At 54.0% G+C, this 12,672-nt stretch carries 16 protein-coding genes; 7 read left to right on the forward strand and 9 right to left on the reverse strand.

From position 1 onward, the window contains the following. Nucleotides 1-56 precede the first annotated feature (56 nt). Nucleotides 57-560: a DUF4142 domain-containing protein gene (locus AC30D7_RS12510; protein WP_490134257.1), complete on the forward strand. Its 504-nt coding sequence runs from the start codon at nucleotides 57-59 to the stop codon at nucleotides 558-560. Nucleotides 561-604: 44 nt separating this feature from the next. Here AC30D7_RS12510 and AC30D7_RS12515 read toward each other — a convergent pair whose 3' ends face one another. Continuing rightward, nucleotides 605-1,015: a low affinity iron permease family protein gene (locus AC30D7_RS12515; RefSeq protein WP_490134258.1), complete on the reverse strand. Its 411-nt coding sequence runs from the start codon at nucleotides 1,013-1,015 to the stop codon at nucleotides 605-607. Between the two features lie 228 nt (nucleotides 1,016-1,243). On the opposite strand from AC30D7_RS12515, the gene AC30D7_RS12520 reads away from it, so the two are divergent. Then, nucleotides 1,244-2,329: a type I restriction endonuclease gene (locus tag AC30D7_RS12520; protein ID WP_204124961.1), complete on the forward strand. Its 1,086-nt coding sequence runs from the start codon at nucleotides 1,244-1,246 to the stop codon at nucleotides 2,327-2,329. A gap of 166 nt (nucleotides 2,330-2,495) precedes the next feature. On the opposite strand, the gene AC30D7_RS12525 is transcribed toward AC30D7_RS12520, so the two are convergent. After that, the gene (locus AC30D7_RS12525; protein WP_490134259.1) at nucleotides 2,496-3,026 is read right to left on the reverse strand and encodes a DUF2867 domain-containing protein; all 531 of its coding nucleotides are present in this window, start codon (nucleotides 3,024-3,026) and stop codon (nucleotides 2,496-2,498) included. A gap of 23 nt (nucleotides 3,027-3,049) precedes the next feature. After that, a complete protein-coding gene (locus AC30D7_RS12530; protein ID WP_026286477.1) occupies nucleotides 3,050-3,718 on the reverse strand; it encodes a DJ-1/PfpI family protein in 669 nt (222 codons plus the stop codon). Nucleotides 3,719-3,844: 126 nt separating this feature from the next. On the opposite strand from AC30D7_RS12530, the gene AC30D7_RS12535 reads away from it, so the two are divergent. Next, nucleotides 3,845-4,399 carry a TetR/AcrR family transcriptional regulator gene (locus AC30D7_RS12535; RefSeq protein ID WP_081625760.1) on the forward strand — a complete coding sequence of 185 codons (555 nt, stop codon included), beginning with the start codon at nucleotides 3,845-3,847 and terminating at the stop codon, nucleotides 4,397-4,399. 202 nt (nucleotides 4,400-4,601) lie between these two features. On the opposite strand, the gene bcaP is transcribed toward AC30D7_RS12535, so the two are convergent. Next, nucleotides 4,602-5,990 (reverse strand): branched-chain amino acid transporter BcaP, encoded by a 1,389-nt coding sequence (bcaP, locus tag AC30D7_RS12540; protein WP_490134260.1) that lies wholly within the window; start codon nucleotides 5,988-5,990, stop codon nucleotides 4,602-4,604. 196 nt (nucleotides 5,991-6,186) lie between these two features. Here bcaP and AC30D7_RS12545 point away from each other — a divergent pair, with 196 nt between their 5' ends. Next, nucleotides 6,187-6,717: an Lrp/AsnC family transcriptional regulator gene (locus AC30D7_RS12545; RefSeq protein ID WP_490134261.1), complete on the forward strand. Its 531-nt coding sequence runs from the start codon at nucleotides 6,187-6,189 to the stop codon at nucleotides 6,715-6,717. Between the two features lie 84 nt (nucleotides 6,718-6,801). On the opposite strand, the gene AC30D7_RS12550 is transcribed toward AC30D7_RS12545, so the two are convergent. Both AC30D7_RS12550 and AC30D7_RS12555 read right to left on the reverse strand, forming a co-directional pair. Then, complete coding sequence (locus AC30D7_RS12550) at nucleotides 6,802-7,341, reverse strand: AidA/PixA family protein (RefSeq protein ID WP_490134262.1); 540 nt, start codon at nucleotides 7,339-7,341, stop codon at nucleotides 6,802-6,804. A gap of 126 nt (nucleotides 7,342-7,467) precedes the next feature. Beyond that, nucleotides 7,468-7,971, reverse strand: a complete 504-nt coding sequence (locus AC30D7_RS12555; RefSeq protein WP_490134263.1) for an inclusion body family protein — start codon at nucleotides 7,969-7,971, stop codon at nucleotides 7,468-7,470. A 443-nt stretch (nucleotides 7,972-8,414) separates the two neighbouring features. On the opposite strand from AC30D7_RS12555, the gene AC30D7_RS12560 reads away from it, so the two are divergent. Both AC30D7_RS12560 and tam read left to right on the forward strand, forming a co-directional pair. Beyond that, the gene (locus tag AC30D7_RS12560) at nucleotides 8,415-8,744 is read left to right on the forward strand and encodes a YXWGXW repeat-containing protein (RefSeq protein WP_490134264.1); all 330 of its coding nucleotides are present in this window, start codon (nucleotides 8,415-8,417) and stop codon (nucleotides 8,742-8,744) included. Nucleotides 8,745-8,815: 71 nt separating this feature from the next. Then, on the forward strand, nucleotides 8,816-9,586 hold the full coding sequence (gene tam / locus AC30D7_RS12565; protein ID WP_490134265.1) for a trans-aconitate 2-methyltransferase: 771 nt from the start codon (nucleotides 8,816-8,818) through the stop codon (nucleotides 9,584-9,586). A gap of 49 nt (nucleotides 9,587-9,635) precedes the next feature. On the opposite strand, the gene AC30D7_RS12570 is transcribed toward tam, so the two are convergent. The 3 genes from AC30D7_RS12570 to AC30D7_RS12580 all read right to left on the reverse strand — a co-directional run bounded on the left by AC30D7_RS12570 (nucleotide 9,636) and on the right by AC30D7_RS12580 (nucleotide 10,862). Then, complete coding sequence (locus AC30D7_RS12570) at nucleotides 9,636-10,043, reverse strand: type II toxin-antitoxin system HicB family antitoxin (protein WP_008074516.1); 408 nt, start codon at nucleotides 10,041-10,043, stop codon at nucleotides 9,636-9,638. A gap of 36 nt (nucleotides 10,044-10,079) precedes the next feature. Further along, nucleotides 10,080-10,259 carry a type II toxin-antitoxin system HicA family toxin gene (locus tag AC30D7_RS12575; protein ID WP_007984690.1) on the reverse strand — a complete coding sequence of 60 codons (180 nt, stop codon included), beginning with the start codon at nucleotides 10,257-10,259 and terminating at the stop codon, nucleotides 10,080-10,082. Nucleotides 10,260-10,526: 267 nt separating this feature from the next. Continuing rightward, the gene (locus tag AC30D7_RS12580; protein WP_018926814.1) at nucleotides 10,527-10,862 is read right to left on the reverse strand and encodes a hypothetical protein; all 336 of its coding nucleotides are present in this window, start codon (nucleotides 10,860-10,862) and stop codon (nucleotides 10,527-10,529) included. 308 nt (nucleotides 10,863-11,170) lie between these two features. Between AC30D7_RS12580 and AC30D7_RS12585 the strand changes: the two genes are divergently transcribed. Continuing rightward, a complete protein-coding gene (locus AC30D7_RS12585) occupies nucleotides 11,171-12,643 on the forward strand; it encodes a c-type cytochrome (protein ID WP_490134314.1) in 1,473 nt (490 codons plus the stop codon). The last annotated feature ends 29 nt before the right edge of the window (nucleotides 12,644-12,672 follow it).

A 12,672-nucleotide genomic window follows, 5' to 3' on the forward strand; every position in this document is an offset into this window, starting at 1 on the left:
GTTTAATAGACGGGGGCGCAAGCTCCCGTTTGAATTTCAAGAAGGAGGGCGCGACCATGAGCCGGATGGCCACCCGTTTACGCAATGCCGGTTTTGCCACATTACTGGGCCTGTGTGCCAGCAGTGCCTTTGCCCAGTCTCCCACCGAATTCGTCAATGAGGCTTCGGCCCAAGGCATTGCCGACATCGAAGCCAGTCGTCTGGCGCACCAGAAAACCGAATCCAAAGAGGTCAAGGATTACACCATCGTGGTGATCAACGATCGCACCACCGCCAACCAGCATCTGGCGAAAATTGCCAAGCAACTCGATTTACCGGTCGCGCCTCGCGAGGAGGTGGTCGACAAGGCCAAAGCCTTGATGCCGGAGATTAAGGACGATACCTCTTTCGATCAGGCGTACGTCGACAGTCAGGTAAAAACCACCCAGGAAGCCATCGAGCAACTTCAACAACAAGCGCAGACCACGGACGTGCCGCAAATCAAAGCGTTCGCCGAAGAAACCCTGCCCAAGCTGCAAAACCATCTGCAAATGGCCAGGGCACTGCAAGCCAGTCGCTAGTTGCTTGCCCCCGCGGGTGATGTCGGCCACCCGCGGGACGTAGATCAGCATTGATTCAAATCCTGCTTTTTTGTTTCCTCGACGACCGTGCCGTCCAGCGAAATCGTTTCACCCTCACCGAGGTTGCGATATTTCTTTCTCAACGCTTCCAGCTGATTGAGGTCCAGCGACTCGAGCCCCAGCATCGCGTTCTGCGCTTCCTTGGTTACCCGCAATAGCTCATCGATCTTCAAGTGCAGAATGTCCGTGTCGCGGTTCTGGGTGTTCTGGATCAGGAACACCATCAGGAAGGTGATGATGGTGGTTGAGGTGTTGATGATCAGCTGCCAGGTATCGTCGAAATGAAAAATCGGCCCGCTCAGCCCCCAAAGGAAAATCAAAATGATCGCCCCCATGAATGTTCGGGGTTGGCCCGCCCACAGGGAGAGTTTCTGTGCGATTTTCGCGAATTTCATTGCCGTGCTCCTTATACGGATGCGCCTGATTTTCAGACCGCACGAGTGTGATGAAAATTCTGCTGGAAAGTCCCACTGTCGATGAACAGCCAAGGGCTTTGAAGGGAAATTGCTGCATTTGGAATCTTTGATTGGAATCTTTCTTTGTGCCGGTTTGTGTCTAGTATCAATGGAAGTCAATTTGCCAGTACGCAAACACACGGATCGACATCAAGTAAGAGGTCACTCATGGAATTCTTTGAGAAGTTAGCAAGTCTAGCCGCCAAGGTTCGTTTGCAAAGCGCTGCCATTCAGACAGAGGAGGCCACCAAGAATGCTTTCGTCATGCCCTTTATCAGTACAGTGCTGGGCTACGATGTCTTTGATCCGAGTGAGGTGACTCCGGAATTCGTTTGCGATATCGGAACCAAAAAAGGAGAAAAAATTGACTACGCGATCATGAAAGAAGGGGAGGTACAGATCCTCATCGAGTGCAAAAAAATCGGCGAGCCGCTGCACATCAATCATGCCTCCCAGCTGTTTCGCTATTTCCATGTCACCAGCGCTCGAATCTCCATCCTCACCAACGGCCAGGTCTACAAATTCTTCACCGACCTGGATGCGCCCAACAAGATGGATGAAAAACCGTTTCTTGAACTCGATCTTCTGGATATCGACGAGTACTCCGTCCCCGAATTGATCAAGCTCACCAAGTCTGCATTCGATGTGGATTCGATCATCAACGCCGCGGGTGAGTTGAAATACGTCAGTCAGATCAAGAAGGTCATTGCTTCGCAGGTCCTCAAGCCTGATGACGACTTTGTAAAAGTCTTTGCCTCTCGAGTGTATGACGGGGTCATCACCCAGAAAGTCCGTGAGCAGTTTCAAGAGCTAACGAGAAAAGCGGTCGTGCAGTTTCTCAATGATCAGATCAATGACCGACTCAAATCAGCTATGAGTGGTGCCATTCAGCCTGCGCTGGCATCGGTACCGGTTCCTGCTGGCGGCAGTGATCAGACAGGTCAACGTGATGAATCAGAGGATAAAGTCCTGACGACTCTGGAGGAGTTGGAGGGGTATCACATTGTCCGGGCAGTGGTTCGTTCGGTTGTGGATGCTAAACGGATAGTGCAACGCGACACGCAAAGCTACTTTGGCATTTTGCTGGATGACAACAATCGCAAACCGATTTGTCGCCTTCACTTCAATCGTTCACAAAAGTACATTGGGATTTTTGACGAAGAAAAAAACGAGACGCGGCATCCGATTGGATCGGTTGATGAGATTTATGATTATTCGGACCACTTGAAGAAGACTGTTGGCTATTACGACTAGCACTGTTGGATACGTACCATAAAAAGAACCGGCCTTTGAGGCCGGTTCTTTGTGGTGCGCCGTAGAGATATTGAATGCATCTTAGAGGCCTGACGTTTGACATGAGAGACTTGGCCAGGCCTGCAAGAACAGCCTTTCGATGGAAGGGTTAGAAGCGCTCTCAGCCTTAGGGGCAGGTAGCCAGAGGCCAACCGATGCGCGCAGCACTGAGGAGGCTGGCCTTAACAACCAAGCGGTGAAATGGGGCAATAACGAAGATATAGGCCCGGCCTAGACGGTTGTGGCACTGGACCACGGTTGAAAAAACGAGTTGGCGACTGCCTTCTGGCCCTGTCTCTCCAGAACATAGGATCGATATCCGGAAGTCGAGGTGCTTGTCGTCCTCTCCCAACACGATTTCAGTCTGGTTCGTGCTGTAGACCTTGAAGATTCCAATCCGATTAGCAAGTGATGCTAAATGTTTGGCTATCTTGAGACCAAAACAGGCAGCGATAGTGTCTCGGACTTTCATGAGCCATCCGATCCAGGATGGCTGGTGGGAAAGGATGAATCGAGCTAGCAAATCTGGATTGCTGGATGTGCCCGCAGGGAGCCGAATCGCAAAAGCGTCCGCCAGGTTCATCGACTTGTAAAGGTGGGTGATGCCGGACCTCGAGGGGACTGGCACGGACATAATGAGCTCAAATTCTCGGGGCATCGGGGATCTCTCCTGAGTTCTAACTACCAATTAGACGACATGCCATGTCGCGTCTCTTGTTGCGATGGTTTGTCGTGTAACGCTCCTTGTCGCCCTGTAAGTGCTTGTCGGATACTGAACCCGATCAAGGCATCATAGAGCTCTTGCTGCCCGGCTGGCAGAACAGGGAGCAACGTCGCACGGCGCTTGTCGACATCGAACCAGGATTCAACCAACCATCCCACCAGATAGAGCGCCGAAAGGCATCCGCCAGCGGTTGCAACGTTCCCCTGGCATACAAGAGGCTGGTCCAGGGGCTCAAGTCCCAGAGCTTGCAAGCTCGATCGTGCATCCGGATGTGTAGTTGCTTGGCCGCTGAGTAGCCCAAGCCGTTCGAGAATGAAAGCTCCGGCGCATATGGAGCCGATTCGCTGGCGTCTGGAGTCAAGTTCAAACGACGGCAGGAAATCTGGGGCGGCAAGTGCAGCGGGTATCCCTTCCTTGCCGCTGACGAACAATACCGCGTCGGCGCTATTGGCCTCGGAAAGCGGACCGTGCACCGAAACAGGCAGGCCGTGCGCCGATCGCACGATAGAGCTGGAACCCAATATTCGGACGTGCCAGTCCTCGGTGTTGCGGCCTAAGATGTCCCACATCAGGAATAGGTCGATATCAGTGAATTGGTCGAAAGCAACCAGAACGATTTTCTTCAAGGCGAGCTCCATGAAAAGTGCTGGCGTGCAAAACGCAACGGCCATCTTTGCTGGTGTTCGCAGCGTATCAATCGGTTGCGCACCATACACAGTCTGTATGGCGCTAAACATGGAGCGAAATAACGGGTGAGAAAACTAACTCGTAACCATTGGATCGCGGCTGGTTTTGAGGCTCTCGACCAAATCGGGCACATTGGCGTTTCGGCCGAGAGTCTATCGCGCCGATTGAATGTGACCCGCGGATCGTTTTATCACCATTTCCGCAATCGCGAAGACTTTGTCCGCACCTTGCTGGCCGCTTGGGAAGAAGACTACACGGAGCGCATGCTCGCTTATGCGGCGCAGGGTCGTAGCGCGGGCGAAACCTTGAAACGCTACTTGAGTATTGCCGCTGAGAAACAACCTGGGCGGGAAATTTCCATCCGAGCCTGGTCGCTGCATGATCCGTTGGTAGGCGAGTTTCAGCAGCGTGTTGATACAAGACGACTGGACTTCGCGATACGCACGTGCCGCCGCTTGGTCCATATGCCAGGCCAAGCAGAAGTGATTGGTCAGGTGGCCCATCTGTGCCTGATTGGTGGTCAACAGGCAGGGCTGCGGCGTGATGCTGCTCGCTTCAACGGTTTCCTGCATCGAGCCTTTTCACTTTTCGAAGGGGCTCTTCCACCGTGGCGGGCCTAAGTCATGAGTTAAATGGGGTAACTGAATAAATAGAGTTCGCGTGCCACTGCCAATGCGCGCCACTGGTCTCCTAGGGCTAAAAACAGGACAAATGAGGTGAGGATTGACAGGCGAATGTAATCAGGTGCGCAACTGGAATGCAGTTTCGCACCTGAAAACTATTGGAGGTTGATTGATACTCCAGACCTGACGAAATGCTGGATTAATGCAATAACGAGCGGCGCCTCGCATAGGCAAAGTAGATCACCAGGCCAATTGCCAACCACGCCCCAAATGCCAGCCAGGTCGTCTGCTTGAGGAAGGTCATCAAGGTTACGCAGAACGCGATGGCGAGCAATGGAACAATGGGCACGCCCGGGCATCTGAATGCGCGAGGAAGATCAGGTCGGGTCTTGCGCAATACGATCACTGCCACCGAGATCAGACTGAATGCGGCCAACGTACCGATGTTGATCAACTCGGCGAGGACGTTCAGCGGAATCAGTGCCGAGATCAGCCCGAAGACTATTCCGACCATCCAGGTGGCGAAAAATGGGGTGCCGAATCGTGTATGAACCCTGGAAAGGCGCTGGGGAAGCAGTCCGTCGCGCGACATTGCGTAGATGATCCTGGTTTGACCGTAAGCCATCACCAGAATGACAGTCGTCATGCCAACTATCGCGCCTAAATCAACGAACCCGGCAACCCAGCTTTCACCGGCATGTTGCAACGCCAATGAAACCGGATGATCAACGCCAAGGAATTGGGCATAGGGCACGATGCCGGTCATGATCATTGAAACGGCAACGTATAACACCGCACAAACAGCCAAGGAACCGATAATACCGATGGGGAGGTCACGCGCCGGTTTTTTCACTTCTTCGGCGGCAGAGGAAACCGCATCGAAACCAATAAAAGCAAAAAAAACCAAGGCCGAAGCACTCAAAATGCCATGGCCGCCGAAGGGCGCGAATGGTTGCCAGTTAGCCGGCTGAACATGTCGCACACCAACGGCGATGAAGAGCAGTACCACGGCGATTTTGATGATCACCATCACGTTGTTCACGCGCGCGGATTCCTTGATGCCCATGGAAAGCATCCAGGTAATTGCCAGCATAATCACCAGCGCGGGTAGGTTGAACCAGGTTTCCACGCCGGGCAAAGAGCCTGGAGCTGCCGTAAGCACAACCGGAAGACTCAGCCCAAATCCGCTCAGCAGGGACTGGAAGTAACCCGACCACCCAACAGACACAGCCGAACTGGCCAGTCCGTATTCGAGCATCAGATCCCAGCCGATCATCCAGGCCACCAACTCTCCCAGCGTCGCGTAGCTGTAGGTGTAAATCGAGCCTGCTACCGGTACAGATGAGGCGAATTCGGCATAACAGAGCGCTGCAAAAGCACAGGCCAACGCCGCTATCAGGAATGAAACCATAAGGGCTGGTCCCGCAGTCAATGCGCCGGTTCCGGTCAATACAAAGATGCCCGTCCCCACGATTGCACCGATACCAATCAGGACCAAATCCATCGGCCCCAGCACTTTTTTCAACCCTGCAGGCGCTCGGGCAGCAGCAATCATTGCGTCCAGGTCTTTTGTTCTGAAAATACTCAATATTGCCTCCGTTGTTACTTATTTTTATTGTCAGAGCCAGTGGCTTGGGTGTCGGAAATGACAAGAAATTGTATTTCAGTGCCTTGAAAATTAGTTTTCGAAACGAGTCTGTATTTAGTTATTTTTCAGTCGTTAATTATCCAAAATGTGTTCTTTATGTAATTTTCTTTCTAGTATTTGTAGTTTCTAGAAATGGATGCTTGATCAAGGACCTGCGGGATGGGACCAATCGCCCTACCGCGTACGCATTGTTAAAGGGAGAGAACACATGGCGGAAATGGATAAGGTTGATCGTTCAATTCTGGACATTCTGCAAATGAATGGTCGCCTGACGAACGCCGAGATCGCCGCTCGTGTTTGCCTGTCAGCGCCAGCCTGCTGGAAGCGCCTGAAGCGCCTGGAAGAGGAGGTGATTGTCGGGTATCACGCGCACTTGAACCCGAAGACCATAGGGCTTGGACTTTTTGCTTTCATCAGCGTCACCCTCGATAGTCACTCCGAGCAAGCCATGGAACATTTCGAAGCGGGCGTCCTGGCGCTGCCCAACATTATTGCCTGTCACAAAGTGTCGGGGAAATACGACTACCTCCTGCAGGTAGTCGTCAAAGACATGGAGGCATTCCATGAACTCGCCATGCATCGCATACGTACGCTCGGCAATATCAAGGAAATGTACACCGGTTTTTCGCTCAAGGAGATCAAGCACTGCAATACCTTGCCACTGTAAGTGCCTGGACTTGCTTGTTTCCGTACCTACGGTGGTGTGAGAGGACGACGGCTGTGAAGCCGCCTCCTACTCGATAATCTCTATTCACGCCGACAGCGTCACCTTGGTCTTCCAGCTGAAATACCCGAGCGCTTCGCAGCGCTGGTTGATCAGCATGAAGCTCAGTTCGCAGGTTGCCACGCCCGTGCTCAGTTGCGAGCACTCCCAATAATGATCATCGGCCTTGTGGCTGCCCGGCTGGTTCGGGTTGGCGGGGTCGGGCGCGGGGACGGTCTGGTCGCCGTGGACGATCAGCTTGGGCGGAGAAAGGATCCCGGTATCGTCCACTGTGATGTTGTGGAATACCACGCTCTGTTCAGCCAGCAAACTGACGGTCCTGCCGCGAATGTGAAAGACTTTTCCGTTGTTGGTAGTTAGTGTGATTTTACTGTCATTTTTAATATTTTCTGCTGCTGATGTAGCGCTGATGCCGAAGATGAAACCATCTTCAATCACGGTCGGCTTTTGCGGGTCAAGGCTGGGTTGTGGATAGCGCGAAAGCAGCGATTCGGCATCGACGACCAGCAGCACGCTATTGGCGGTCACGGTACTCGCCGAAGGAGGGGTAATCGGTTCGGAAGTCATCATGGATTCCTTTCATGATGTTGACGCAAAACGGTAGCCGCTTCGGTTTCAAGCAAGACATCCTGTTCCAGCCGAGGCGGCAACGAACTGGGGTGACCCCTCGTTGCCGAGGGGTCGATTCCATCATCAGTTATGGATGGAAATGAATGGGTCCCACGAGCAGCAGCCGATGATCTGGCAGTTGCGGTCGACGATCAGGAAGTTGAAGTGGTAGGTCACACGACCACACGCCAGGGTTTCCGAGGACCAGTAATGGTTGTCGACTTTCTGGCAGCTAGGCACTGACGGATTGCTGGTGTTGGGGACTGCAACGCACGCGGTAGCGCGGCGCGGCGAGGGTGGGGAGATCAGCTCGTTGCCTGAGTTGCCGATGAACTTGTAGAAAATTACGGCGGTTTCGAAGCTCTGGGACAGACTGGTTTCACGCCAGCGAATCAGATCGCCAACCTGGGCCTTGAGGTCCAGCTCGCCACCGGCCTGGCCGCTGACCACGTTGTCCTGATTGGTGACCATGTAGACGTGCTTCCAGTCGATCAGCGTCGGCGAAGCAGGGTTTTTGCTGATGTTCGGGTAGTTTTTCAGAATGGTTTCAGTGTCGATGGAAACAAGTACATCCGTGACTCGAGACATAGTGAAGCTCCTTTGAACATAGTGATTGTCTGGCTACTTACCAGGCACGACAACGCTTGCTTGCCTTGTGGCCGTTGCGAACACACTACTGGGGAACCCACTCGATCACGGGTACGAGCTGGCCTTGCTCCTTGCCTTGAAATGACGGGTTGGGTTCCTTCCAACAGGCCGCGATAGGACTATAGATGCCATTTTTATACTGTCAAAACTGCTTTGCTGTTCGGTCGACGAACGGTCATTTCGGTTATGGCTTCCTACGATTTGGCGATAAAAAAGGCTCATTCGGATCCCCTGTGTTTTCCGATCGTCAAGTGATCCGGGTTCAGGCAATAGACAGATAAGACCTGTTAAAAAAGCAATGAACCAGGCAGGAGCATGGTGGAAAAGGGGGGCGTTTTTTTTGCTGGTTTACTCAACTTGGCTTTCAAGCCAGAGGAGGCGGCATGTTGTTACGTTACATGGTGTTGCTGACAGTGGTGGTTACCGCAGCGGGTTGTGTGCAGGAACGGGTCGTTCATGACCGGCGTCCGGTGCAGCGTGAATATGTTGAGGTCATCGCACCGCAGCCGCCGCCGGAACGCGTTATCGAGGTAGAGCCTGCGGGGCGACCGGGTTACCTCTGGTCCAGGGGGTACTGGCGTTGGGAAGGCGGGCGTTATGTCGCGGTTCATGGCCATTGGGTCCCGGAGCGACCGGGGTATCGTTATGTGCATCCGCACTGGGAGCAACGTAACGATGGCTGGCATTGGCGGGTGGGGGCGTGGGTTAACTGACGCGGACGATGTATCGTAGCCAACCGGTTGTCTGCCCCTGGCGACAACAATGCACCCGACAGGAGAGCGATATGAGTTGGTCCGCCAAACAATACGTAGCTTTTGAAGATGAGCGCACGCGCCCGGCGCGTGACTTGCTGGCCGCCATCCCTGCGGTGGACGTCCGTTCGGCCATCGACATCGGTTGTGGGCCCGGTAATTCGACCGAGTTGCTGATGCAGCGCTTTCCCGATGCCGCGGTGCGTGGGTTGGACAGTTCGACCGATATGATCGAGGCCGCCCGCAAGCGCTTGCCTCAGGTGCGTTTCGACACCGCTGACATTGATACCTGGAACGAGGCCGGCCCGTTCGATGTGATTTTCGCCAATGCGGTGCTGCAGTGGGTGCCGGATCACGCCAGGTTGCTGCCGTCGCTGGTGAACAGGCTCACGCCCGGCGGCAGCCTGGCGATCCAGATGCCCGATAATCTCAACGAACCGTCGCACCGGTTGATGCGCGAGGTCGCAGCGAACGGCCCTTGGGCTGACAAGCTGGCAAGGGCTGCCGGCCAGCGAACGGAAATGGAGGGTGCAAGCGGCTACTACTCAATGCTGCGTGGCCACTGCACTCGCGTCGATGTATGGCGCACCACTTACTACCATCCGCTCAAGGACGGCGCATCGGGCGTGGTTGAGTGGTTCAAGGGCTCCGGTTTGCGGCCTTTTCTCGAAGCACTGGATGACGTGGAACGGGTGCACTATCTCAAGCAGTATCAGGCGGCAATCGAGCAGGCCTATCCGGCGCTGAGCGATGGTTCGGTGCTGCTGCCGTTTCCGCGGTTGTTTATGGTGGCGACGCGCTGAGGAATCAAAGGGGACACATTTGTCCCCTTGATTGACCCGATTCAGGCCATCAGCCTTGCTGCAAAACCTTGAGCGCCGCCGAGGCTAGAAACCCGGAGCGACTTTTCTCTTCCGGATGGTGCAGTACGTATTCATCGATGCGGTTGAGCAGATAGCCGGGCAGGGTGATGTTGAGTTTCTGGGCCTTGCCCAGGTATTTGGTGACATCGATATCCACCACGGCCCACGTACACCCTGCGTACTGTGGATTAGCCGCATGCAGGGTCACTTTGTTGGCGGGCGGAATCGGTGATCCGTCTTCGGCCAGAATCTCGAAATGACCTTCGATGGCTTCGCGAGCCATGGCCATGGCGTCATCCAGATCTTCCCCGGCGGAGAAGCAACCTGGAATATCCGGAACTTCTACGCCCCAGGCGTGTTCGTCATCACCCATGGAAATCGCGATGGGGTAAAGCATGTTCGTTATCCTCCGAGGGCGCAGTCCATCGGTTCGTCAGAGCAGCGCCTGTTGCAAAATACTAATGGCCGTTTTCTTGAGCAGGTCCTTTTTCGGGTGAGGAACCGTCACCAGTCCAGGCTTGGTCGGATGCTTGAAGTGGTGATGACTCCCCCTGATTCGTACCAGATACCAGCCGTCCGCAACGATTTGGCTTATCAAAAACCGGCTATTCACATCACCTCCCTGTGGTGTGCTTATGGTTACTATACCTACTGAGAATCACTAATCAACACTATAACCACCAACGCACCCTGGATACGGATGGAAGAGCTGCATGAAACGAGTCCAGGAGGGCATGTCGCGATGGTTTGGGTAGAACCCGTTTTCTGTATTGCAGGGTTTTGCCGCAGCGCCGAAGCGCCAGGAATGCTCAAATTTCAGGCATAAAAAACCGGCCGCTGCGGACCGGTTTTTTGCGTTCCCGCGCATCATGCGGCGTTTTTAAAGCAACTGATCAATCAAAACCGCATTGGTGTAGATCAAGCTTCCATCGCTCGCTCGATGCCCGACCAAATGGAACTGACCGCGCTCGTAATGCAGATAGACGCGCATCTGGCAGTCGGACAAGGGGCCATATCCCTCTGGCAAGACCAAATCCATTGTGCTCATGTCGACATCGACCATGGCTTCGGGCTCATGGGTCTCTTGTAGACGTTCTTCAGCTTGCTCCAGACGCAGATGAAGGGGGTCATCGACGTCAAAATGGATCTCACCGATCGGGATGGACTTCTGGTCGGGGCTGGGCTTGCACCAGCCTTCGATCGTCAGGGCACTCATGACGAAACCTCCGTCGTGGACTGCTGGATTTTGTGGCTGTTGTTCTCAATACCATCACTTATCTGACTGCTACGCACAGGCAGGGTTCGTCTTTTGGGCCGCTTCTGGCCGATCCCTGCCGTCCGTAATCTGAAATTGAGTATAGCTGGCAACCGGGCCTCGCTTGCCCGCCTCACGGTACAGCCCGATGGCTCTATACTTCTTACTGACTTTGCCACCGGGATGGGTGGCAGTTGTCTGCCCTGCTTGGACGTCAGTGGCGATGCTTTGGCATAACCAATGAGCAACAGGAACAGGATGAAGAGAACATGGCAATAGCAATTATCTTGATACTAATCGTTATTGCATCAGTACTCTTCCATATACTCGCGCCTTGGCATGCAACACCGGCAGCTTCCAACTGGGGATCCATAGACACCACCCTGTTTATCACCCTGATCATTAGCGGAATATTTTTCATCGCCATCACGGTTTTTATGGCGGTGGCGGTGATGCGTTATCGTCACAAGGAGGGATCCAGGGCGCACTACCAACCAGAAAGTAAAAAACTGGAACTATGGTTAATTATCGTTACTTCGGTAGGTATTGTCGCCATGCTGGCGCCAGGCCTGGTTGTTTACGATGATTTTATCCGGGTACCGAAAAATGCCTATGAACTTGAAGTGATCGCCCAGCAGTGGCAGTGGGCCTTTCGCTTCCCCGGCCAAGACGGGAAGTTGGGTAAGACAGATATCAAATTTGTTGATTCCACCAACCCCCTCGGCCTTGATCCCAATGATCCTGCCGGGCAGGACGATGTACTGATAAAAAGCAATGAAGTTCGTCTTCCGCTCGATAAGCCGGTGAAAGTTTTATTGCGATCCAAAGATGTGCTGCACGATTTCTATGTTCCGCAAATCCGCAGCAAGATGGACATGGTGCCGGGTATGGTGTCGTACTTTTGGTTTACTCCGACCAAAACCGGAAAGTATGAAATTCTTTGCGCTGAATATTGTGGTGTCGGTCATTACAACATGCGCGGCCAGATGATCGTGGAAGAGCAGGGCGCCTTCGATCAATGGCTGAAAAGCCAACCGACGTTTGCACAGACATTAGCCGCGGCTGCCAAGCCCAGTCAGGACAGCGTGCTGGAAAAAGGCCGCCAGTTGGTCGAAAAATACGGTTGCGGGGCCTGCCATAGCCAGGATGGCAGTGCCAGTCTCGGCCCGGGATGGAAGGGCTTGTATGGCCGCACTGAACAGCTTGCCGATGGCAGCAGTGTGCAGGTCGATGAGGCTTACCTGAAAGAGTCGATCCTCGATCCGAAGGCCCGCCTGGTACAAGGCTACCCGCCAGTCATGGTGACCTATACTCTCAATGACGATGAACTGGGTGCACTCATCGCCCTGATCAAATCACTGGGTGCTGCGCGACAAGGCGACGAATCTGCTGCCGGCCAAGCGCCGGGCCCAGGTGAGGACCTGGCGGCGCAGGGACAGCAGTTGGCTGAATCGCTCGGCTGCCTGGCCTGCCACAGTGTCGATGGCAGCAAGGGCATCGGTCCCAGCTGGCAGGGTCTGTACGGCAAGACCGAAACCCTTGCCGACGGTACGAGCATCAAGGTCGATGAGGGCTATATAAAAGACTCGGTTCTTAATCCCGCTGCCAAAATCGTCAAGGGATATGCACCCGTCATGCCGGTCTTTGCTCCCAGCGATAAGGAGTTGAATGCACTGATCGCTTTTATCAAATCCAAAGCGAATGCCGACGCTGATACGAGCAAGGCGCAGCCAGGGAAATAGCCGTAAGCCGCCAGCAGTACACCGAAACT

It is taken from the genome of Pseudomonas sp. DF5 (assembly GCF_058148225.1).